Consider the following 22070-nt stretch of genomic DNA (forward strand, 5'->3'; position numbering starts at 1 on the left):
GAAAGCTCCATTTCTCTTGTTATGGGGCTTTTTTATTGCTGATTTTGCTTGTTGGCAATGGCGGTTCTGAGCTCTTCAATAAACCTATTGATGAGTTCGGACTGTCTGTCTTTATGCAGTGTAATACCAATGGTGCACTCTGGATTAGGCAGTGAAATGGGGACTTGTTTTAGGCGTGGGTTGAGTTGCTTGATGTTCCACTCATCGTAGAAAAGAAGGGCGATAGCGTCACTGTGGATCACCAATTCTTCTGAAGAGGCGAAAGTCAGCATCTCCAGAGCTTGAATGGGGGGCTTGTTGTTGATGCTATGAAACAGGCTTTCAAAATAATCGCGAATAGGCGTGCCGTGGCGCGCGACAATCCAGCGTTCGTTAACTAGGTCATTGATAGTCTTTGCTGTTGTATGAATTGGGTGATCAGCACGAGCAATTAAAGCGTATTGGGCTGTTAATAAGGGGAGTTCAATTAACTCTGGATGAAGCGGGCCTTTTCTCATTAGACCTAGAAAACAATCTATCTCGCCTTGTCGTAGAGCGTTGGCTAACATGTGGTAGGGACCTTGCATCGCTTGCAGACGTATTGCTGAGTGTTGCTTAAATATAGACGCAAAGGCAATGGGAACAATATCTTGGCAAGAAAAAGACAGCATGCCCACGGACAATCTACCGGTTAGTTGGTTTGGTAATGACTTAAGCTCGTTGGGCAAAGATTGAGCCACAGGGGCGATTCTGAGGAATAACGAGGCCAGTTGTTTAGCGGCATCTAGTGGTATTAAACCTCGTCTTGCTCTGGAGAAAAGGGGTTGCTGAAGCATATTCTCGAGTTCTTTTAATGTCTTGCTAACCGCAGGTTGTGTCATGCCAAGTGCTTGCCCTGCGACAGAGGCGCTACCGACTTTTACCACCGTTTCTATGACCAAAAGATGTCGCCATTCAACATAGGTTTTGAGTTTTAATAACGCCATGGTGTTGTCTTGCAATTGTCGTTCAGTGTCGAAAATTGCTTGTAAAATGCGATTGCAAGATGAGATCACCACTTCTCCTGCAGACGTCGGTTCAGCGCCACTCCAACCTCGGGTAAAGATAGTAACTTGTAGGGCTTGTTCTGCTTGTGAAAGGGCGCGCGAAATACTGGATTGGCTAAGGTTTAACGAAGAGCTGGCGTCTTTTTCTGTGCCTTTTTTCATGATTTCCGAGATAACACGACATTGCTTAAGTGTTAATGGAAAGTGTGAATTCGGATTGCTCATTCGTGTTTTCCTTTTTATGGCGACATCTTGATGTAGTGACGAGTGAAAACCGTTAGCCATAACTTATGATATAACCAAATTTTTATCTATGTTTTTAATTGTGCATATGTAAGGTCGACGTTTTCCCTGTAGTTTGGAGGAATAATATCTAATTTGTTCATGGCGCTTTTTAGCGCAAGGTAAGACTCGAATGCATAACAACAATAAAGCTTACAGCGATATTCCTGGCACCACGGTATTTGATGGTGATATGGCCAGAATAGGCTTTCATCTCAATCAGTTTTGTATGTCATTAATGCAGGCCGCTAATCGTGCCGAATTTAAACAAGACGAAAGTGCCTATTTGGCCAAATGGCCAATGACCGAAGCGCAAAGGCAGGCTGTACTGGCACGTGATTTTAGTCAGCTCATCGACCTTGGTGGCAATATTTATTATCTCGTCAAAATCAGTTCCTGTGATGGCCTAAGCGTGGCGGCGGCTGTGTCGACCATGACAGACCTCTCTGTCGAAGACTACCTAGAAATGATGCAACAAGGTGGCCGTTCGCCTGAAGGCAATCGCTATGTTGTCACAACGAGCATGGAGGAAAAGTCATAATGGCCAAAATCACTTCTGGAGTGGGTACGTCTCATATTCCCTTACTTGGGCACATTATTGATAAGGGCGACAGTGGCGATGAAAAATGGGCGCCTATCTTTGATGGTTATCGCTTCACTAAACAATGGATTCGAGAGCAAAAGCCCGATGTGGTGATTCTTGTATATAACGACCATGCCACCGCATTTGATATGAAAATGATCCCCACTTTTGCCATTGGATGTGGTGAAGAATATCACCCCGCGGATGAAGGTTATGGGGCGCGGCCAGTGCCTATTGTGAAAGGCGCTCCCAAACTGGCGTGGCATATTACCGAGTCGTTAATCAAACAAGGTTTTGACATGACTGTGGTGAACGAAATGGATGTGGATCATGGGCTGACGGTGCCTTTGTCTATGGTGTTTGGTGAGGTTGAAGAATGGCCTTGCCAAGTGATTCCTTTAGCGGTGAATACCGTTGTCTATCCATCCCCAACCGGAGAGCGATGTCTTGCCTTGGGAAGAGCCATTCGAGCGGCGGTAGAGCAGTTTCCAGAAGACGTAAATGTTCAAGTATGGGGAACGGGGGGAATGAGCCATCAATTGTTAGGTGAACGTGCGGGTCTCATTAACCAAGAGTGGGATCTCGCGTTTATGGATGACTTAAAAAGTGACTATGAAAAATTGGGCGCTATTTCTCAAGTTGAATACATCCGCGAGTCGGGAACCGAGGGCAGTGAGATGGTGATGTGGTTAATTATGCGCGGTGCTTTGCATGATCAAGTTAACGAAGTTCATCGTCATTACCACGTGCCTGTTTCGAATACCGCTTTGGGGCACCTAATTTACGAAAATGTGAACGATGGGGCGGAGGAATCGGTGTGATGAAGACGGCCATGAATAAGCCCAAGCTAGTGTGCTTGGCCGGCTTGCTGTGTGATCAGACCATGTGGAAAAGCGTGGCAGATCAATTGTCAAACGAGGCGAATGTCGAAATATTCAATTTTGCAGGCTTTGATGACCTCACTGAGATGGCAAAGTTCGTATTGGCAAGTGTTGACGGTGATTTTGCCTTGGCAGGGCATTCAATGGGAGGTCGTGTAGCGTTAGAAATTCACCGCCTAGCGCCACAAAGAATTACTCACTTGGCTTTGTTGAACACAGGTGTTCACCCTAAATCAGACAAAGAAATACCGGGGCGAATTGGGTTGATTGACGCGGCGCAAAAGAACGGCATTTCTATTTTATCCAGCCAATGGCTGATTCCGATGATGTCGCCAAACGGCCTAAAGAATTCAACTCTGATGGCGGATTTAACCAAGATGGTCGAATCTTATACTGTGGAAGAATTTGAACAGCAGATTCATGCTTTGATCCATCGTCCGAATGCGCAAGCACAGCTCCCTTTGATATCGGTGCCAACCTTATTGCTGTCTGGATCAGAAGATACTTGGAGTCCGGTGTCACAGCATGAGGTCATGCAACGGCAAGTCGCTGGCAGCGAGCTGGTGGTTATTGAAGGTGCTGGCCACATGGCGCCAGCGGAAGCCCCAGAAAAAGTAGCCGCTGCAATGCGTGTCTGGTTACAGAAAGAGTAGAGGCCGATGACGAATCACAATATCGAAACTATGTTGATTGAGTGGCAGTGTCAGAAGTTAGTGACGCATTCTATCAACTTATTAGACCAAGGCCGCTGGCAAGAACTGGCGAATTGTTATACCGAAGATGGCATCTTGTATCGCCCGAGTAGTCCTACCTCTGCTATTGTTGGGCGTGATGCCATTTTGCAATCTTTTACTGCGCGGCCTGCGAAAGAAACCTGTCATGCACTGGCCAATGTAGAGTCTAAGATTATCGATGACCAGCATGTGGTTGTTACTTCGAGAGTCGTACTTTTTTCAGCCAATACAAAAGTGGAAGGCATTGAGAATATACTGCCAGCCAATGCGGATATTTTTATCGGTCGCTTTGTTGATGAATTGAAGAAGGTAAACGGCGAATGGTTAATCGCCAAAAGACAAGGCTCCATTGAACTGAAATACACTGGAAAGTAGACAAGATACCGAAGTGTTTGAGTGGATGGATGAGAGTGCTATGGAAAGCAATATTGGAACACTGAGCTAATGGTTAAACTTCGACTATCTGGTTAAAAAGGGCGCTCCGATCACCCGGCTTGTCCCATAACAAAAATAACAAAGCCTTTAAATTAAGGCATTAAACTAAGATTGGGAGAACAGATATGACATTCAAAAAATTGATTATTGCTGCTTCAGCAGCGCTCACATTATCCACTCAGGTTGTTGCTGAGGAATTGAAGTTTGCGAGCTTCACTCCACCATTTCACACCATTAATGCATCGGTAATTGAAAAGTTAAATGCGGATGTGTCTGCCGCCACGAATGGTTCTTTAACGGTACGAGGCTACCATGGTGGAGAATTAGGTGCTGGGCCTGCTGAGCAATATGTTCGCGTTTTGCAAGGCGCCGCAGACCTGTCTTGGGGGCTACCGGGTTATACCTCATCTCAGTTTGGTAAAACCATGATCGCAGAATTGCCTGGTGCTATACCTGAAGATATGCCGGGTTACGAAGCGCTTTGGCGTGCTTATGATAAACATTTGAGTGGTGAGTTTCCTGCTACTAAGCCCCTAGCATTATGGACCTCTGAGCCTAATATTTTCATTATGCGAAATAAGGTTATTCGTACTCCCGCAGATTTGGCTGGGCTTAAAATTCGTGTTGCGGGTGCAACTGCCGCAAAAGTGGCTTCAGCCTTTGGGGCAACACCAGTGCAAATGCCTGCTAGTCAAATTTACAACGCTATGCAGACGGGGCTAATCGATGGGGTGATTACTGGCGCCTCGACATTAAGAGATTTTAAACTTGATGAAGTGGCTGATTCGCTAACACTTGGTGCGCCGTTGGGGCGTTTGACGTTTTACACTGTCCTTAACGCTGGTGTGTACAATGATTTGAACGCAGAGCAAAAAGCAGCAATTGACGCGGCAAGTGGGCTTGGCTTATCGAAAAGTGCAGAGGATGCTTGGTTGCAAACAGCCAAAGAGGCTCTTGAAGTGGCTCGTGCAGATAGCGCAAACACCATTGTTGAGTTAACCGATGCCGAAAAAGCGGCTTTTACCAAAGCTGTTTCTGGGGTGGTTCAGTCTTATGTAAAAAGTGTAGACGGAGCAGGTGCTCTGGCTGCAATGCAAGGCAAGTAGCGTATGCTTTTTATTCTGCGTAAATTAGCGGATGGGCTAATTAGCTTATCCGCTGCATTGGGTGCTCTAGGGCTCATTTTTGAGGTAGTAATTATTCTCATGGATGTGGTTGGCCGATCATTAGGGACGCCTATCTATGGATCACAAGACATGACGACCATGGGGATGGTAATTGTTGTTTTCGGTGCTATGGCATTGTGTGATCGCCAAGGTGGCCACATTTCGGTCGATCTTTTTGAGCGAAGTTATTCTGTATTAGTGAATCGCTTGATTGATGTTTTTTCCGCTTTATTGGGTGCTGTGATCTTTTTGGGTATTGCTTATGCTGTCAATGAAAGTGCGAAAATCTCCACCATGCTGAACTTATCCACCAACCTTTTACGTTTGCCTAAAGGTTTATTCCAAAATGCACTGTCTATCTTCGCTTTGCTCACCGCCGTAGGAATGTTCTTGCGTGCCCTTGAACTTATTGTGTCGAAGCGTGATGTGCGCAAAGGAGATACAGTATGAGTGCAGCAATGATTGGCTTTATTGGCATACTGATCATGTTTGCCCTGCTGGTGCTACGTGTGCCGGTGGCGTTTGCTATGTTTTCCGTGGGATTTGTTGGAATAACGGTACTGGATAGCAGCAGATCAGCATTTAGCTTGCTCGCTTCAGAAACCTTTACCTTAGCTTCATCTCCAGAATTGGTGGTCATTCCGCTGTTTATTCTGATGGGGAATGTTGCCTCCATTACTGGAATGAGCCAAAAACTCTATGATGCTGCGTATGCCATCATTGGTCAGTTACGTGGCGGCTTAGCGTCGGCAACTGTCATTGGTTGTGGCGGTTTTGCTGCGCTCTCTGGTTCGTCGGTTGCATCAGCATTGACCATGGGGAAAGTAGCGTTAGGGCAGATGGAGCGCTTCAAGTACAACCAAAAACTGTCCACGGGCGTTGTGGCGGCGGGCGGTACGTTAGGGATACTTATTCCTCCTTCAACGGGGTTTGTTATTTATGCCATTCTGACAGAACAAAGTATCGGACGGCTGTTTTTAGCAGGTGTTCTGCCCGGGATTTTGTTGCTACTTCTCTTCATTTTGGTGATTACAATAATTTGTTGGTTTAGACCGGACTTTGGGCCTGCGGGGCCTGCAACAAGTTGGCGTAACAAAGGGAAAGCTTTATTAGGTGCAGGGCCAATTGTGGCTGTGATACTTTTGACGATTGGTGGTATTTATGGCGGGTTATTTTCCCCCGTTGAGGCCGCTGCCGTTGGCGCTGGGGTTGTGATCCTAGTGGGCTTTGTTACACGGTCTTTATCATTAAAAGGCCTTTGGCATGCTTCTCGAGATGCCGTTGTTACAACCGCAACTGTGATGCTAATACTGATCGCCGCTCACTTAATTAACCCCTTTATGGCGCTTAGTCATATCCCTTCTGCTGTCGGAGACTTGTTGACAGGGCTTGGTTTAGGAGTGACTGGTACTCTTATTTTGATTTTGGCTATTTATTTGGTGCTTGGTTGCTTTCTGGAAGGATTTGCCATGTTGGTACTCACTTTACCAATATTCTTTCCTATTATTTTATCGCTCGGCATCGACCCTATTTGGTTTGGTGTGCTTACCGTTTTGACGCTTGAAATGGGATTAATTTCTCCTCCTGTTGGTATTAATGTTTTTATTGTGAAATCGGTAGCACCGAACGTGGCGTTAGGTGACATATTTCGAGGTGTTCTGCCTTTTTGGTTGATGATGGTTCTATCTGTTGCTTTGTTGATTATCTTCCCGCAGATTGTGCTTTTTCTTCCCAACACAATGTTTGGTTGATTTCAGTTTTGTGGTCGAAAGGGTAATTAGTCTAGATGATAAAAAGCCCCATGTGTTTTTTCCTTTGATTGGAAAGAGACATGGGGCTTTGGGGTTTAGCGTTTGTTCACAGTATGCGTGAAGTATCAGGTGCTAAGCTGGTTGCTCTGCTTTAATTTTTTCTAACACTTCTTCTATCGCGCTTTTAAACACCTCTGCTGGCTGTCCGCCTGAGATGGCGTAGGCGTTGTTGATGATGACAGTAGGAACAGAGGTAATGCCGTTTTGTTGCCAGATTTGTTCTTGCTCACGGACTTCATCAGCAAAGTGATTATTTTCCAAAATGCCTTTGGCAGCTGCTGGGTCAAGGCCGATGCTAGCCGCAAGGTTCGCTAGAACCGTGTGATCACTTACATCTTGATTGTGGGTGAAATGGGCTTTAAACAGGGCTTCTTTTAGCTCGGCTTGCTTGTTTTCTAGTTTTGCCCAATGCAACAAGCGGTGAGCGTCGAAGGAGTTGCGCATGCGGCTTTCTGGGGAGAAATGGAAATCAAAACCAATCTCTTCGCCACGCTGTTGAATCATGGCGCGGTTTTGGTCAGATTGTTCCTTGGTAATGCCATACTTTTCCGTAATGTGCTCGTTCAGGTTTTGACCTTCTGCCGGCATGTTGGGATTCAGTTCGAAAGGTTGAAATGATAAGTGCGTATCCACTTTGTCGCTTAATTGTTCTAGGGCTTTGTTTAGATTGCCTAAACCGACTACGCACCATGGGCACATAACATCGGAGATGAATTGAATGTCTAAAGAGTCTTTCATGGGATATGGCCTCGGTGCTTAATTATTAATCTATTCTTATGGGCAGCGTAGGAAATTAAAAGCTCTGGGAGACAGAAATACGGCAGATACTTTTTGTTTGCAGAATCTAAGCGGTTTCTAGCTGTTAGGAAGGTAACCAATCCTGAGAGGTGAGCGGTTCCACACAGCAGAGGAACCGCTAAGTTCGCAGGGGTTAAACGATGCCCGCATCCACAACAAAGTTTTGTCCAGCACAAGCTCGACTGTCTTGTGAGGCAAGGAACAGAGCCATTGCCACAATATCGTCTGGTTCAATACGGAATTTAAGCGATTGAACGTCGATAAACTCTTGGTCCAATTCTGGCGTTAGCCATAGGGCTTTTTGTCGTTCGGTGACCACCGCTCCAGGTACAATAGAGTTGACGCGAATGCCTTGTGGCCCAAGTTCGCGCGCCATGGTACGAGTCATGGTGTGGATCGCGCCTTTTGATGTGGTGTAACCTACCATACCTGCGCGGCCACGCATCCAACTAATGGAACCCATATTGATAATGCTCGCCCCTTCTTTCATCCATTTTGCTGCGGCTTGCATACCAAAAAAGTGTGGGCGCATATTGATGTTTAGGCAGTTGTCCCAGTATTCAGGTGTGACGTCTTCGATCTTATGTCGGTCATCTTTGCCCGCGTTATTGATCAGTACGTCTAGGTGGCCAAGCTCTTGTGCGGCGTCGTCAATGGCAGATTGCAGAGCGGCAATATCACGGACATCGACTTTTCTATACCAAGGCGTCACTTTGAACTCGTCGGCCAGTTTTTGGTTTAACGTCGTAGAGCTCGCGTCATCAATATCGATGTACGCCACATGTGCGCCTTGTTTCATAAAGTGATGAACAAGGAATTCGCCAATCCCTGAACCACCGCCAGTGATAAAGACAACCTTGTCTTTTAAAGAGGGGTATTGGTTTGTTAATGTCGGCATTTACTATTCTCCAGTCGACAAAGAATGGGAATGCCTAGAAACCAAGGCATTCTTTATCAGGTTTAATCCGTTATTTATCTAAACCAGCAACACACACGTATTTGGTATTGATGTAATCATCAATGCCGTATTTTGAACCTTCACGGCCAAGGCCAGATTCTTTGTAGCCACCAAATGGTGCGACTTCCGTTGCAATAACCCCTGCGTTAACGCCGACCAGTCCCGACTCTAAGGCTTCGGCTACGCGGAAAATACGGCCAATATCACGAGAATAGAAATAAGAGGCTAATCCATATTCGGTATCGTTTGCCATGGCGATGACGTCGTCTTCGGTTTCAAATTTGAAAACAGGAGCCAAAGGACCAAAGGTCTCTTCTTTAGCGAACAGCATGTCTTGGGTCGCATTGGCAATCACCGTTGGCTGATAGAAGTTGTCACCCAATTCATGGTGTTTACCGCCTGTGATGACTTTGCCGCCTTTGCTGATGGCATCTTGTACATGCTCGTCCACTTTATCCACGGCGGCACGGTTAATTAGAGGGCCTTGTTCAACGTCTTTTTCTGTCCCGTTGCCCACTTTCATTGCGGCCACTTGAGCGGCGAATTTTTCGACGAAGGTGTCGTAAACGCCTGCTTGAACATAGATGCGGTTGGCGCAAACACAGGTTTGGCCTGCGTTACGGTATTTAGACATCATGGCACCTTTAACGGCTTCATCTATGTCGGCATCGTCAAACACCACAAAAGGCGCATTACCACCCAGTTCAAGGGACACTTTTTTCATGGTATCGGCACAGTCTTTCATTAGCAGTTTGCCAATGGGGGTCGAGCCAGTGAAGGTCAGTTTACGTACCACAGGAGAATTAGTGAGGGTTTTGGCTATCTCGCTGGCTTTGCCTACGACGATATTAATAACCCCCGCTGGAATGCCAGCTTCAATGGCGAGAACGCCCATGGCTAGAGCACTCAAAGGCGTGTCAGAAGCGGGTTTGATCACCATAGTACAACCCGCAGCAAGCGCTGGACCGGCTTTACGTGTGATCATGGCAGCAGGAAAATTCCAAGGTGTGATGGCCGCACACACCCCGACCGGTTCTTTCATCACTAGAATGCGACGGTCTGCCGCGTAAGTTGGGATCATATCACCATAAACGCGTTTGCCTTCTTCAGCAAACCATTCGATAAAAGACGCGGCGTAGCCAATCTCACCACGAGACTCCGCTAGAGGCTTGCCTTGCTCGGCTGTCATCAGCTTCGCAAGATCTTCTTGGTTTTCCATAAGTAGGTCGTGCCAACGACGTAATAAAACGGAACGCTCTTTGGCGGTTTTTTTCTTCCATGTTTTTTGAGCGGCATCGGCAGCGGCGATGGCTTGTTCGGTTTGCGCCTCACCCGCGGTCGCAACGGTTGCTACTAATTCACCATTTGCAGGGTTAAACACATCTAGTGTGCTGCCTTGTGAAGATTCAACCCACTCTCCATTGATTAAACATTTCGTTTGCAGGAGTGCTTTGTTTTTTAGTTCAAGCATTGCGGTACCTCTTTTCATTATTGAGTTGGTCTTATTTTTAGGTTGTTACAGGTTGTGCTTATTTCAAGCCAATTTTCTATTGCCATTATTTTTACTCATTATTTTGAGTCGGTAAGGGGATAGTTCTTGACTTATCTTATGTCTTATATAAGAGTTATATCACAAGTTTAAAGAAGCCGTAAACAAGCATCGATCCTTAAACGGCATAGCGATAAAAATAAACAGAGTAAGAACAGGACCGCATCATGGTAAAACGTATTGAAGACCTTCGCAGTCAGCGTTGGTTTGCTCCTGACAATATGCGTGCTTTTGCACATCGACAACGAACGCAACAAACTGGATACAAGCGCAGCGATTTTATGAATCGCCCAGTCATTGGGATTATTAATACTTGGAGTGACATCAGTACGTGTCACACGCATCTTAGGGAGCGTGCGCAGTTTGTTAAAGAAGGCATTATTCGCGCTGGTGGTTATCCATTAGAAATGCCAGCCATGTCGCTGGGAGAAGTCATGGTGAAACCCACTACCATGATGTATCGAAACTTTCTTGCGATGGAAACGGAAGAGCTACTGAGAAGTCATCCCATTGATGGCGCCATTCTGATGGGCGGGTGTGATAAAACCACTCCAGGCCTATTAATGGGGGCCATCAGTATGAATATTCCCGCGATTTACATTCCTGCTGGTGCTAGTTTAAACGGTAATTTCAAGGGGCAAAAAATTGGTACTGGCACACACACTAGAAAGTTTTGGGATGAGAAACGTGCTGGCAATTTGAGTGATGAAGATTGGCTCGAACTGGAAGCCAAAATGACTCGCTCGGTGGGAACCTGCAATACCATGGGGACCGCCTCGTCACTGACTTCTATGGCCGAGGTGTTGGGCTTTTGTTTGCCTGGTTCGGCGACTATTCCTGCGGCCGATTCGGCTCACCAACGTCTGTGTTCTTTGGCGGGTGAGCGCATTACCAAAATGGTGTTTGAAGACCTAACACCAAAGTCCCTTGCCACCAAAGAAGCCTTTGAAAACGCCATTGTCACTTATGTTGCGCTGGGTGGTTCCACCAATGGCATTATCCATTTAATCGCCATGGCTGGGCGTGCTGGTATTGATTTACCCATGTCTTTGTTTGATGAATGGGCACGCAAAATCCCTGTTATTGCCAATCTTATGCCGGCGGGCGAATATCTAATGGAAGATCTGTTTTATGCGGGAGGTTTGCCAGCCTTATTGACTCGCCTTAAAGATTTTCTGCATCTGGATCAAGGTAATGTGAATGGTCGTACCTTGGGGGAGAACTTGGACGGTGTGGAGATTTATAACGAGGATGTGATTCGTCCTCTGAGTAATCCGGTGAATGACCGCGGCACGATTGGCGTGATCACTGGCAACCTTTGTCCTGATGGTGCGGTGTGCAAACCGTCTGCGGCCTCGCCTCATTTATTGAAACATCGTGGTAAAGCCTTGGTGTTTGAAAATCATGCACAAATGACGGCACAGATTGATGACCCAGATCTGGATGTGGATGAAAATACCGTATTGGTGCTAAAAAATGCAGGCCCTATTGGTGGACCGGGCATGCCTGAATGGGGTGGCTTGCCCATTCCGAAAAAGCTTTTGCAAAAAGGCGTTCGCGATATGGTGCGAATTTCCGATGCGCGGATGAGTGGTACCCATTATGGCACCTGTATTTTGCACGTTGCGCCAGAATCTTATATGGGCGGCCCCTTGGCCTTTGTTCAAACTGGCGACTGGATCGTTTTAGACGTGGAAAAGCGTACACTTAATTTAGACATCAGCGATGCAGAGATGGCCGCTCGGAAAGCGGCTTGGACACCACCCCTACCAAAATTTGCCCGTGGCTACGGCGCTATGTTTTCAACTCATGTTACCCAAGCAAACCAAGGGTGTGACTTTGACTTTTTACAAGGTGACGCTGTCATCGATGAACCGGAGATATTTTAAATGAGCAACACAACTAACCCGTTTAAGCAGCGTTTACTGGATGGCCAAAAATTAGTCGGTGGTTGGACCTTGTCAGGTAGCCCAACCGTCGCCGAAGCCATGGCATTTTTGAACTACGACTACTTGGTCGTGGATTTAGAGCACAGCCCAGCCAGCATTCATGACACCACTCCGATCTTGCGCGCGGTTGAACAAACACCAACGGCCGCGGTTATTCGTATGCCAAGCCATGATCCGATTGCGATCAAGCAGGTGTTAGACCAAGGCGGCATGACCTTGTATTTCCCATTCGTTGAATCGGTAGAAGAGGCGAAAGCCATTGTTCAGGCCAGTATGTACCCACCGTTGGGCAAGCGCGGCTTTGCCAAAATGCATCGTGCTGCGCGCTATACCACCCGTGAAGATTATCCTACTGCGGCTAATGAACAAGTCTGCTTGATTCCTCAGTTGGAAACGGTTGAAGCGTTAGAGCTTGCGGTAGAAATCGGCCAGGTGGAAGGCGTCAGTGCAGTATTCATTGGTCCTGGAGATTTGTCGATGACAATGGGCTTGCCAGGTCAGGTTAATCATCCTGATGTGCGCGCCAAAATAGTGGCTTGTGTGACGGCCTGTAATCAAGCTGGGATTCCTGTAGGAACGGTTATGCCTGCGCCTGACGATGCAAAATGGGCGTTAGAAGTTGGCTTTAGTTTTGTGTCGATTGCCAATGATCTGGCCAATATGCTGGGGCAGTGTAAAGCGCATTTGGCGCAAATGAAGAACTCGTAAAGGTGTCTCTATGCTTTTATTAACAAGAATAATAACGTTACTGGGGCGGATAAATTCTGCTCTTATTTTCGCTTTTAAATATCTGGCAATCACCGCAGTGGCAGTGATGACGGCTTCGATTCTCGTTCAGGTGTTTTGTCGTTATGTGCTTAACGATTCATTACCTTGGTCTGAAGAGCTGGCGCGTTACCTGATGGTTTGGATGACATTTTTGACACTGCCTGTGGTCTCTCGCACTAAGCAACATGCGGCGCTCGATATTATTTTGGGGTCTTTACCAAGGCGCTTGAGCTTGCTGCTGGAGTTGGTTTTGTATGTATTGGTCGGGATTGTCTTGTATTACGCGTTTAATAAAAGCCTAGATTTCGCTCTAAAAGGGACGCGCATGTTAGCGACGGCTTTACCTATTACCAAAGCTTGGTCATACATGGCGATGCCGATTGGTTTTGGCGTGATGATGCTGGTGTATATCGAACTGTTCTTGATAGGTATTGCACGTCTTTTTAATGAATCTGACGATGACCATTTTGTGTTGTCAGATAGCGAGAGCGAGGGATAACCCATGGGCATTTCATTTTTCTGGATTTTGCTTTCTGTCATGTTTTTGGGGATGCCTGTTGCTTTTGCGTTGTTGTTTGCGCCAGGTCTCAGTCTATTTCTCGAAGGTAAGGAGATGTTCTATCTCTTGCTGACACAGCGTTTGTACAACGGTATTGACAGCTTTCCTTTGATGGCGATTCCGTTTTTTATGTTGGCAGGTGAGGTCATGAACCGCAGTGGCATTACTTTGTCGCTTGTACAAGTAAGCCAAGCTTTTATTGGGCATTTACGGGGCGGTTTGGCGCAAATTAATATTTTGTCCTCCATGTTGTTTGCGGGGCTAAGTGGCTCGGCGGTAGCCGATTGTTCGGCGTTGGGGAAAATGCTGATCCCAGCGATGGAAAAGAACGGTTACTCGCGTCGCTTTGCGGCGGCCGTGACGGCGGCCTCATCGGTCATCGGACCAATTATTCCTCCTAGCGGCATCATGATTCTGTATGCGTTTGTGATGAATGTGTCGGTAGGTGGATTGTTTGCAGCCGGTCTTGTTCCAGGCTTTTTGGTAGGGGTTAGCCTCATGGCAATGACCTGGTTTTTGGCACGTCGTCGAGGCTATAAAGTGGCTTCAGAAAAAGCTACTTGGCCGGAGCGTGGCGCAGCGGTAAAACAAGCTTTTTGGCCGTTGTTGACGCCAGTTATTTTGCTTGGCGGTATTTTATCTGGTGTGTTTACACCAACAGAAGCGGCGGCGGTTGCGGCGGCGTATGCCTTGGTTGTTAGCTTGTTGTCGAAAACCATGACGGTGAGTAACTTGCCAAGCTTGTTTTACGCTACGGCTAAATCGTCTGCGGTGATTTTGTTCCTTGTCGGCAGTGCGGTGGCGTTTTCTTCGGTGATCAGCCTATCTGGCGCGCCACAAAAAGTCGCTGCAATCATGGTTTCTCTTACTGAAAATCCATTGTTGCTACTGCTGATTATTAACTTGCTACTGTTATTTGTCGGTATGTTCTTAGATGCAGGCCCTGCGATTCTTATTTTGGGTCCGATTCTTGGCCCTATCGTGACGCAGTTTGGTATTGATCCATTGCACTTTGCCATTGTGATGTGTGTCAACTTAACCATAGGTTTAACGACACCACCCATGGGCTTGGTGCTGTTTGTTGCGTCCAGTGTGAGTGGCGAACGAGTAGAAACAATTAGCCGAGAAATGCTGCCTTATTTGGCGGTGCATATCATGGTTATTTTGCTTATTACCTATATCCCAGCATTAACAATGACCTTGCCTCGTTTGCTCGGTTTTGCCTCCTGATGGATGGTAAACCACAGTTTTTTGGCATAGTTAAGGGCGAAACAAACGAGGGAGGCTTTTATGCTTATGGATAGTTCTAGCCTGCTTTTATTATTGTTCTTTGCGCTCGGCAGTTACATTCAAGCGATGACGGGATTCGCTTTTGGATTGATTGTCGTAAGCAGTGTATCTGCATTAGGTTTAGCGCCCATTGAAGTAACAGCGTTTGCGGTGAGCGTGTTAAGTCTTATTAATGCTGGAATTGGGCTTTATGGTGGGCATTGGAAACAGATAAATCGTCGCGCTTTTTGGGGCTTTATTTTACCTTGTCTACCAGCTATTTTCCTTGGTGTATGGCTGCTTGGTTACCTTGGCGAGAACGCATTAGGCTGGCTTAAATTTAGCTTAGGTTTGTGTATCGTCGTCAGCAGTTTGGTGATGATGTTACAAGCTCATAGGGTGAGAAAAGAATCTTCTGCGAGGGCTTTTGCTGTCAGTGGCGTAATAGGTGGGGTAATGGGCGGCATGTTTGCGACTTTTGGTCCACCGATCACTTTCATGATGTATCGCCAGCCAGATGACCAAGCCAGAATACGCGCGACTTTATTAGGTATATTTTGTTGCACGGCGGCATTGCGCGTGGGATCAGTTAGCCTTTCTCAAGGTGTTGATATCGACACTTGGCTATTATGTGCGCTTGGCTTTCCTGTAGTTGTGATAGCGACCTTAGTAGCGAGAAAGTTTCCTATGCCTATTTCGGGGCGAGCGATGCGCTTCGTGGCGTTTAGTTTGTTGCTATTGTCGGGTGTTAGCTTGATGTGGCAGGGTTTTAGGTAGATCCTCTTTAGTGGGTATAAGAGCGCATGACCTTGTGGTGATGCGCTCTTTTCGTTTGTTAATTTTTAGAATCAGTTAATTGAGTTCAACCTGATAATGTAGGTCTTCGCTGTTGGCGCGGCTGATTCGGTATTCCACGGTACGTCCGTCTAATGCGCGAGCAGTGCGGGTTACTTCTAATAGCGGTTGTCCTGCAGCGATGTTTAACACACTTTGGTCATGTTCGTCGGCTAACACAGCTTTTAGTCTGTCTGTAGCTTTGTGAACGGTAATATTAAAATGTTGCTGGTAATAGTGATACAGGGAGTGTGGCAACTTTTCTTCTTTATCTAAATCGGTAAAGTAACGATAGGGCAGATAGATTAACTCACGGATGGAAGCCGTATTGTTAATTGAACGCACACGATGAATTTCAATAACTTTTTCATCTGACGCGAGATCAAATATCGCTCGTAAGCTTTCGTCCGGTGTGATTAATTGTGTTTCGAGTAATTGGGCGTAAGGAAGCTCGGGAATATCACCGTTATCACTTTTGAAATGGAAAAAGTGAAACATCATTTTTTGCAGTGTGTGCTCTGATACAAAAGTGCCAACACCTTGACGACGAAATAAGACATTGTCCTCGGTTAATGCGTTAAGTGCCTTTCGAACCGTTCCCTGACTGACGCCTAGCAGGTCTGCAAGTTGAAATTCACTCGGTAAAATCTCACCGGGCTTCCAAGAACCTTCAATAATTCTTTCCGTAATTAACTCTTGAACCTGTTTATACAGAGGTTTGAAGGTTGGGGATGGCTGCGGTGTACTGACTGTCATGATTTGCCCTGTTGTGTATCGAATAAATTTAGAATACCAGACGTAATAAAAAAATCTGTTATTTTCTTGCACTTTATGTCTTATATAAGATATAAAACAAGACATGACAAGAAAATAGTGAATTTTCTATAAGTAATCTCTTTTGAGACAGGCTTATGAATGACCTATTTATTTGTTTACCACTTGCGTGATTCAGAATAAAAAAGTGATCAAAGAATAAAAAACGGAGCCTTCGAAATGAAAAAAACCGCTTTACTAAAAAAGACCACAGCAGCTTTTGTTCCAACATTAATGGCAGCGAGTTTGTCTCTTGCTGCTATGCCTGCACTGTCGGCTGATTATGATTTCAATATTGTTCATCTTTCTAATACGAGTGACGAAGATTATGATGGCGCTGTTGTGTTGAAAGACTATGTTGAAGCGCACTCAAACGGTCGTATTCACGTTAATATTTATTCTGGCGGTCAGCTATGTGGTAACCCAACAGAATGTATTGAAGCGCTGCAAGCTAACTTGATCCAAGTGTTTAATACCACGACGGGTGGTTTGTCGAATGTTTTCCCAGAGATCCAAGCGCTAGATATTCCTTATATATTCCCAACAGATCGTGTTGCTGAATGTGCCTTGAATAATGAAATGTTGGTCGGACCAATTCGTAAAGAGTTGCTAGATCGAACAGGTACTATGCGTTTAATGACCATTGGTAATACGGGCGGCTGGCGTAATTTTGCGACAACCAATAAATTGATTAAAACACCGGCTGATGTGAAAGGTTTGAAGATCCGTACGATCAACTCGCCTATTCAAATGCAGCTTGTGAAAGCGATGGGCGGCAGCCCAACAGCTGTGCCTTGGCCAGAAGTGTATACCTCATTGGCAACAGGCTTGGTGGAAGGCACGAAAAACGGCATTACCGATATTATGGGTATGAAATTTAATGAACATATTAAATATATGACGCTAGATGGCCATGGTTATATGGCGTCTATGTGGTGGATGAACAATGACTCATTGAAAGACATGCCAGAAGACCTTCAACACATCATGATGGATGGTTTTGATGCGCTGCGTGAAGTCACTACCGTGATGCCTAAGCGTCGTCAGATTGAAGCTTATAACGACTTTAAAGCATCCGGCGGAACAGTGTATGCACCAACAGCAGAAGAAAAAGCCCAGTTCCAAGAAGCAGCGAAACCAGTACGTGATTGGTTCGTTAATGAATATGGCGCTAAGTGGGTCGAAACCACTGAAAGTGCCGTGAAGTCATGTGAAGCGTCAATTAATGAGGCCTACATGGCACAGAACTAATATTTTTAATCATCTTCTGAACGATGATTTTCCGTTAGGCCAGTGCTTGCACTGGCTTTTTTTATCTATTGTTCTTTATTGATTTCAATACTTAGATTTTCGGCACTTGCATTTGAAGGTGGGCGATTAATCTTTTCATGAGAGGTGTTAGACTGTTTTTACGCCATACAAAGTGGATGTCGAGTTCTGGCAAAATACCATCAATCGGGCGGTAAGTTAAGCCTTCTCGTTGGTCGAATTGTGTGGATTCTGGAACAAGTGCGATGCCCACACCAGCGGCCACTAGGGTTCGGGTTGTTTGAGTCAACCGAGCGATTTGTACAATGTTTGGTTCCACTCCTGCCGTATGGAGAGCATGCATAATCTGATCGTAAAGGGATGGGTGAGCTTGTCTCACAAAGGAGATAAACGGCAGTTGGTGTAAGCCACTTAAAGGCACACTTTCTTTTTGCGCAAGTGGATGATTCTCTGGCAAGGCGAGTAGGTGTTTTTGCGTTTCATAGCCTTGGTGTTCTAGGTCGGTGATGTCCATTAGGGGATTAAGGAAGATCATCGCCAAATCGATTTTTTCTGTTCTTAGGGCATCCAAGGCATGGGTTGTGGTCATTTCTTCTAGATTGAGCGTCACGCCATGATTGTCTTGTTTGAACTGAGCGATGCCTTTGGAAAAATGCGGCGTGCCAGCCGCCCAAACAAAACCCAGTGATAGGTTGCCTGATGTGCCGTTGGCAATACTTCGAACTTGTTCTTGTATTTTTTCCCAGTCCTGCAAAAGGGCCCTTGCCTGAGGTAGTAAGGCTTCTCCTGCAGGCGTCAGAGAGACTTTCTGGCTACTACGCTCAAAAAGTACGGCGCCAATTTCATCTTCAATGGCTTTAATTTGTTGTGACAGAGGTGGCTGGGCAATATGCAAGCGAGCCGCAGCGCGCCCAAAATGCAGCTCTTCCGCTACGGTAATAAAATAATTCAGTTTTCTAAAGCGCATGATATCTTTTTCATATTAAGCATGTGATTAACATATATTAGACATAATGATGCGCTTTTCCTATCTTAGCCTTACAAAATAATTCTAAGTTAGTTTAGGTGAGACATCATGAGCAGAGAAAAAATCGACGGACAGCTTTTTAGCTACACAGGCCCAGCCTTTCATTACATCAATGAAGAGGAGCGTCACTTCTTCGCCAAAGAGCCAGTGCAGTTTCGTGTGAATCTGATTGGTTGCGGTATGATCGGTATGGAGCACATGCGCGTGGCGACTCGCGTTGGTCGCTCTGCTATCCATGGTGTGTTCGATCTAAACGAGCGCAGCGTAAAAGTTGCCAAAGAAGAATTTGCCAAAATCACCGATGAAGATTTTAAAGTCTACGAAACGCTAGAAGCGGCCTGTAATGACCCAGAAGTTGATGGCATTTTAATCTGTACACCTAACTTTACGCACCTTGATGTTTTAAAAGTGGCGATCAAATCGGGCAAGCACATCTTCATGGAAAAGCCGATGGCGACCAAGTTGGAAGATGCTTACGAAATTACCAAAATGGCGAAAGAATACGGCGCTGTGTTGCAGATTGGCTTGCAGTATCGCTATAAATCGATTTATTCCGAAGCCATTCATGAAGTGCTAGAACGCAAAGCGGTCGGTGAAGTGAAGATGATCAACATCATGGAACACCGCATTCCCTTCCTTGATAAAGTAAACCAATGGAACAAGTTCTCTAAATTCTCTGGCGGTACGCTAGTAGAAAAATGCTGTCACTACTTTGATTTAATGAACCTGTTTGCTCAATCTCGTCCAGTACGCGTTTATGCTAACGGTTCCCAGTCTACCAATTTCCGTGACTTCGAGTATAAAGGCGAAAAATCCGACATTCTGGATAGCGCTTTTGTCACTGTTGAATATGAAAATGGCGTTCGCGCTGGCTTTAACCTTTGTATGTTTGCGCCTATGTTCCATGAAGAACTATTAGTCTGCGGTGATGAAGGCCGTGTCAAAGCCGCCGAGATTGAAGACTTCAGTGAAAACGCCCGTTTACGTACCGAAATGGAAGTGTTCTGTGGTCAGAATCGTCCCTCTAAAACCTCGCAACCAAGCTACCCTAAATTGATCGAGGCCTCCGGTCACAACGGTGCAACATGGTTCGAACACATTGCTTTTGCCGATCAAATGGCCGGCAAGAAGACCAATAGCGCGACCGTGGAGGAAGGCTTCTGGTCTGTTGTGGTAGGGTGTGCCGCGGAAGAATCCGTAAAAACAGGCAAGATCATCGAAGTGGCTGAATTGCTTAAATCCAAAGGGATTGACCTTTAATACTTACTTTACTGTATCGGAAAAAAGGGGATGATTAGTGGTCATCCCCTTTTTATTTTCGGTGAGTTAAATTCGGAGTGTTAATGTAGAAAGTAGTCTGGAAACTCATCCTTTAATGACTGGACTCTTGTTAATGTTCCTGATAAATGTTCGCGCATTGAATTAACGGCTTCAGTTATATCATTAGCTTCAATGCCATCTATAATCTTTCGATGCGATTCTAATATCGCGCGGATCTTTCCCTCATGAGGCAAGTGTAAGCGGCGAATGCGATCCATATGTCCAGATCGTGATCGAACTAGTTCGTGGAGTTTTATTTGCCCTGCAGCCTCGAACATTGAACGATGGAAGAACTCATCAAGTTTCGCAAATAGCATAAGATCCATGCTGTCTCCGGTAGAAACTTGTTCTTGCATATCTACAATCGAGCGAAGGTGTTTGATGAGTTCTTTGTTTGGTTTAAGGGCAAGGCGTCTAACGACTTCAAATTCCAGTGCTTCACGTAAAAAATGGTTTTGTTCTATTTGCTCAATATCAATGCTGGTGATTTCAGTCCCAGATTGCGGCTTCACTTTTATTAGGCCTATTTGTTCTAAGCGCAGTAAAGCTTCACGAACCGGCGTTTGACTTACCTGATATTCTTTACATAGATCACCACGAGTTAATGCCTTTCCGGGCGGTAACTCTAAATTAATAATTCTGCGTAATAAATCTTCATACACCTTTTCAACGGCGGTTCTTGGTTTGTCACCGACACTTTCTAGGTAATTCTTAATTAGAAAATTATTACTGTTCTGACTCATAGTTGAAAACTTCACATTGGATTTGTTTGTTATATCTACATTATCTCAGAGACTTGGTATAGCCGAAAGTAGAAAAAGTGTTTGACTCGATAACTCATATACTAATATATTAGTTGTTGTGACTAGTATCAATAAATAGTTACCCTGAAATAATAAAATTAAAAAATTAGGAGTACCTCAATGCCAATAGTATCTATTCGTAAGGCTGTCGCTGTATTAACCGTCTCAGCTGGAATCGCACTTACCCCCTCTGTTTATGCTGAAACACTAAAGATTCAAACCAGTTTTAATGCTTCTCATATCAGTCTTACTCGACTTAACCAAATCTGGATTCCTAAACTCAAAGAGATGACAAATGGCGCTGTAGAGCTAGAGTTATTGCCGATTGGTTCTGTGGTAGCTCATAAAGAAACGCCAGTTGCGGTTTCTATGGGGATACTAGATGGCGACCTGACGGCAACAAGTTATTTTGCCGGTAAAGATCCAGCATTCGCTTTAATGGGAGATTTGATCGCTGGGTATGATAACCCATCTCAAATTCAAGACTTCTGTATGAATGGTGGTGGTAAAGAGTTACTGCAAAAACTGTATGATAAATACGATCCGGGTGTACACGTTATTGGTTGTAGTTCAGAAAAACGTGAAGCCTTTGTCTCTAAAGTGCCACTGCGAAGTGTGGCCGATTTAAAAGGCTTGAAGGTTCGTTCACCAGAAGGTTTAGCTGCCGATGTGTTTAGACGTGCTGGAGCGGCACCCGTATCTCTTCCCGGTTCCGAAGTTTATACCGCGCTAGAAAAAAATGTGATCGATGCCGCTGACTCTTCAGCGTATGCCAATAATGATGCTAGCGGTATGCACAAAGTGGCTAAGTTTCCAATTTATCCCGGTATTCATTCAATGCCATTTATGCAATTCACAATAACGGATAGCAAGTGGGAATCTTTATCTAAAGCAAATCAGCAAGCGCTGACCACATGGTTCACCAGCGCTTATGATGATTTACGTGTGTATTTGGATGCGAAAGATAAAGAGTTAGTCGCGCGTGATAAAAAAGCGGGTGATATTACGGTTATTGATTGGTCTCAAGCAGAACGCGATAAGTTCCGTAAAATTGCGCAAACAGCATGGAGCGCGTTTGCAGCGGCTTCTCCTTTAGCTCAAGAAGTATATGACGCACACGTTGCTTATATGAAGAGTCATGGTTTGTTATAGGTCATTTTAAGTCACTACGGGTAAATAACAGAGAGACTGATTTCTCTGTTATTTATGTCTTCCTAGTTATGTGTCTTAGTGGTGG

At 45.4% G+C, this 22070-nt stretch carries 22 protein-coding genes; 15 read left to right on the forward strand and 7 right to left on the reverse strand.

Annotated features, from left to right (window positions below):
* Positions 1 to 32 precede the first annotated feature (32 nt).
* Positions 33 to 1250 (reverse strand): LysR family transcriptional regulator, encoded by a 1218-nt coding sequence (locus tag C0J08_RS02190; protein WP_212654508.1) that lies wholly within the window; start codon positions 1248 to 1250, stop codon positions 33 to 35.
* Between the two features lie 190 nt (positions 1251 to 1440).
* Here C0J08_RS02190 and ligA point away from each other — a divergent pair, with 190 nt between their 5' ends.
* From ligA to C0J08_RS02225, 7 genes are all read left to right on the forward strand, one after another.
* A complete protein-coding gene (gene ligA / locus C0J08_RS02195; protein WP_212654509.1) occupies positions 1441 to 1848 on the forward strand; it encodes a protocatechuate 4,5-dioxygenase subunit alpha in 408 nt (135 codons plus the stop codon).
* Positions 1848 to 2711 (forward strand): class III extradiol dioxygenase subunit beta, encoded by an 864-nt coding sequence (locus C0J08_RS02200; protein WP_212654510.1) that lies wholly within the window; start codon positions 1848 to 1850, stop codon positions 2709 to 2711. The genes ligA and C0J08_RS02200 overlap by 1 nt, the downstream gene beginning before the upstream one ends.
* An 11-nt stretch (positions 2712 to 2722) precedes the next feature.
* A complete protein-coding gene (locus C0J08_RS02205) occupies positions 2723 to 3424 on the forward strand; it encodes an alpha/beta fold hydrolase (RefSeq protein ID WP_212654511.1) in 702 nt (233 codons plus the stop codon).
* A gap of 6 nt (positions 3425 to 3430) precedes the next feature.
* Positions 3431 to 3880 (forward strand): nuclear transport factor 2 family protein, encoded by a 450-nt coding sequence (locus C0J08_RS02210; protein ID WP_212654512.1) that lies wholly within the window; start codon positions 3431 to 3433, stop codon positions 3878 to 3880.
* A gap of 185 nt (positions 3881 to 4065) precedes the next feature.
* Positions 4066 to 5046 carry a TRAP transporter substrate-binding protein gene (locus C0J08_RS02215; protein WP_212654513.1) on the forward strand — a complete coding sequence of 327 codons (981 nt, stop codon included), beginning with the start codon at positions 4066 to 4068 and terminating at the stop codon, positions 5044 to 5046.
* A 3-nt stretch (positions 5047 to 5049) separates the two neighbouring features.
* Positions 5050 to 5556 (forward strand): TRAP transporter small permease, encoded by a 507-nt coding sequence (locus C0J08_RS02220; protein ID WP_212654514.1) that lies wholly within the window; start codon positions 5050 to 5052, stop codon positions 5554 to 5556.
* Positions 5553 to 6857 carry a TRAP transporter large permease gene (locus tag C0J08_RS02225; RefSeq protein ID WP_212654515.1) on the forward strand — a complete coding sequence of 435 codons (1305 nt, stop codon included), beginning with the start codon at positions 5553 to 5555 and terminating at the stop codon, positions 6855 to 6857. The genes C0J08_RS02220 and C0J08_RS02225 overlap by 4 nt, the downstream gene beginning before the upstream one ends.
* A 132-nt stretch (positions 6858 to 6989) precedes the next feature.
* On the opposite strand, the gene C0J08_RS02230 is transcribed toward C0J08_RS02225, so the two are convergent.
* The 3 genes from C0J08_RS02230 to C0J08_RS02240 all read right to left on the reverse strand — a co-directional run bounded on the left by C0J08_RS02230 (position 6990) and on the right by C0J08_RS02240 (position 10144).
* A complete protein-coding gene (locus C0J08_RS02230) occupies positions 6990 to 7655 on the reverse strand; it encodes a DsbA family oxidoreductase (protein ID WP_212654516.1) in 666 nt (221 codons plus the stop codon).
* Between the two features lie 193 nt (positions 7656 to 7848).
* Positions 7849 to 8613: an SDR family NAD(P)-dependent oxidoreductase gene (locus C0J08_RS02235; RefSeq protein ID WP_212654517.1), complete on the reverse strand. Its 765-nt coding sequence runs from the start codon at positions 8611 to 8613 to the stop codon at positions 7849 to 7851.
* A 70-nt stretch (positions 8614 to 8683) separates the two neighbouring features.
* On the reverse strand, positions 8684 to 10144 hold the full coding sequence (locus C0J08_RS02240) for an NAD-dependent succinate-semialdehyde dehydrogenase (protein ID WP_212654518.1): 1461 nt from the start codon (positions 10142 to 10144) through the stop codon (positions 8684 to 8686).
* Positions 10145 to 10389: 245 nt separating this feature from the next.
* On the opposite strand from C0J08_RS02240, the gene araD reads away from it, so the two are divergent.
* The 5 genes from araD to C0J08_RS02265 are packed head-to-tail and all read left to right on the forward strand — an operon-like array spanning position 10390 to position 15544.
* Complete coding sequence (araD, locus tag C0J08_RS02245) at positions 10390 to 12111, forward strand: L-arabinonate dehydratase (RefSeq protein WP_212654519.1); 1722 nt, start codon at positions 10390 to 10392, stop codon at positions 12109 to 12111.
* The gene (locus C0J08_RS02250; RefSeq protein ID WP_212654520.1) at positions 12112 to 12879 is read left to right on the forward strand and encodes an HpcH/HpaI aldolase family protein; all 768 of its coding nucleotides are present in this window, start codon (positions 12112 to 12114) and stop codon (positions 12877 to 12879) included.
* A gap of 10 nt (positions 12880 to 12889) precedes the next feature.
* Positions 12890 to 13438, forward strand: a complete 549-nt coding sequence (locus C0J08_RS02255) for a TRAP transporter small permease (protein WP_212654521.1) — start codon at positions 12890 to 12892, stop codon at positions 13436 to 13438.
* Between the two features lie 3 nt (positions 13439 to 13441).
* A complete protein-coding gene (locus C0J08_RS02260) occupies positions 13442 to 14728 on the forward strand; it encodes a TRAP transporter large permease (RefSeq protein WP_212654522.1) in 1287 nt (428 codons plus the stop codon).
* Positions 14729 to 14788: 60 nt separating this feature from the next.
* Positions 14789 to 15544: a TSUP family transporter gene (locus C0J08_RS02265; protein ID WP_212654523.1), complete on the forward strand. Its 756-nt coding sequence runs from the start codon at positions 14789 to 14791 to the stop codon at positions 15542 to 15544.
* A 75-nt stretch (positions 15545 to 15619) separates the two neighbouring features.
* On the opposite strand, the gene C0J08_RS02270 is transcribed toward C0J08_RS02265, so the two are convergent.
* The gene (locus C0J08_RS02270; RefSeq protein WP_212654524.1) at positions 15620 to 16357 is read right to left on the reverse strand and encodes a GntR family transcriptional regulator; all 738 of its coding nucleotides are present in this window, start codon (positions 16355 to 16357) and stop codon (positions 15620 to 15622) included.
* Positions 16358 to 16594: 237 nt separating this feature from the next.
* On the opposite strand from C0J08_RS02270, the gene C0J08_RS02275 reads away from it, so the two are divergent.
* Positions 16595 to 17665: a TRAP transporter substrate-binding protein gene (locus tag C0J08_RS02275; protein WP_212654525.1), complete on the forward strand. Its 1071-nt coding sequence runs from the start codon at positions 16595 to 16597 to the stop codon at positions 17663 to 17665.
* Positions 17666 to 17756: 91 nt separating this feature from the next.
* Here the strand turns inward: C0J08_RS02275 and C0J08_RS02280 are convergent, their stop codons facing one another.
* A complete protein-coding gene (locus C0J08_RS02280; RefSeq protein WP_212654526.1) occupies positions 17757 to 18650 on the reverse strand; it encodes a LysR substrate-binding domain-containing protein in 894 nt (297 codons plus the stop codon).
* A gap of 108 nt (positions 18651 to 18758) precedes the next feature.
* On the opposite strand from C0J08_RS02280, the gene C0J08_RS02285 reads away from it, so the two are divergent.
* A complete protein-coding gene (locus C0J08_RS02285; protein WP_212654527.1) occupies positions 18759 to 19970 on the forward strand; it encodes a Gfo/Idh/MocA family protein in 1212 nt (403 codons plus the stop codon).
* 80 nt (positions 19971 to 20050) lie between these two features.
* Here the strand turns inward: C0J08_RS02285 and C0J08_RS02290 are convergent, their stop codons facing one another.
* A complete protein-coding gene (locus C0J08_RS02290; RefSeq protein WP_212654528.1) occupies positions 20051 to 20773 on the reverse strand; it encodes a GntR family transcriptional regulator in 723 nt (240 codons plus the stop codon).
* 180 nt (positions 20774 to 20953) lie between these two features.
* Here C0J08_RS02290 and C0J08_RS02295 point away from each other — a divergent pair, with 180 nt between their 5' ends.
* Positions 20954 to 21985, forward strand: coding sequence for a TRAP transporter substrate-binding protein (locus tag C0J08_RS02295; RefSeq protein WP_212654529.1), 1032 nt, complete (start codon positions 20954 to 20956; stop codon positions 21983 to 21985).
* Positions 21986 to 22070 lie beyond the last annotated feature (85 nt).

The organism is Marinomonas sp. CT5 (genome assembly GCF_018336975.1).
Classification (GTDB): Bacteria; Pseudomonadota; Gammaproteobacteria; order Pseudomonadales; family Marinomonadaceae; genus Marinomonas.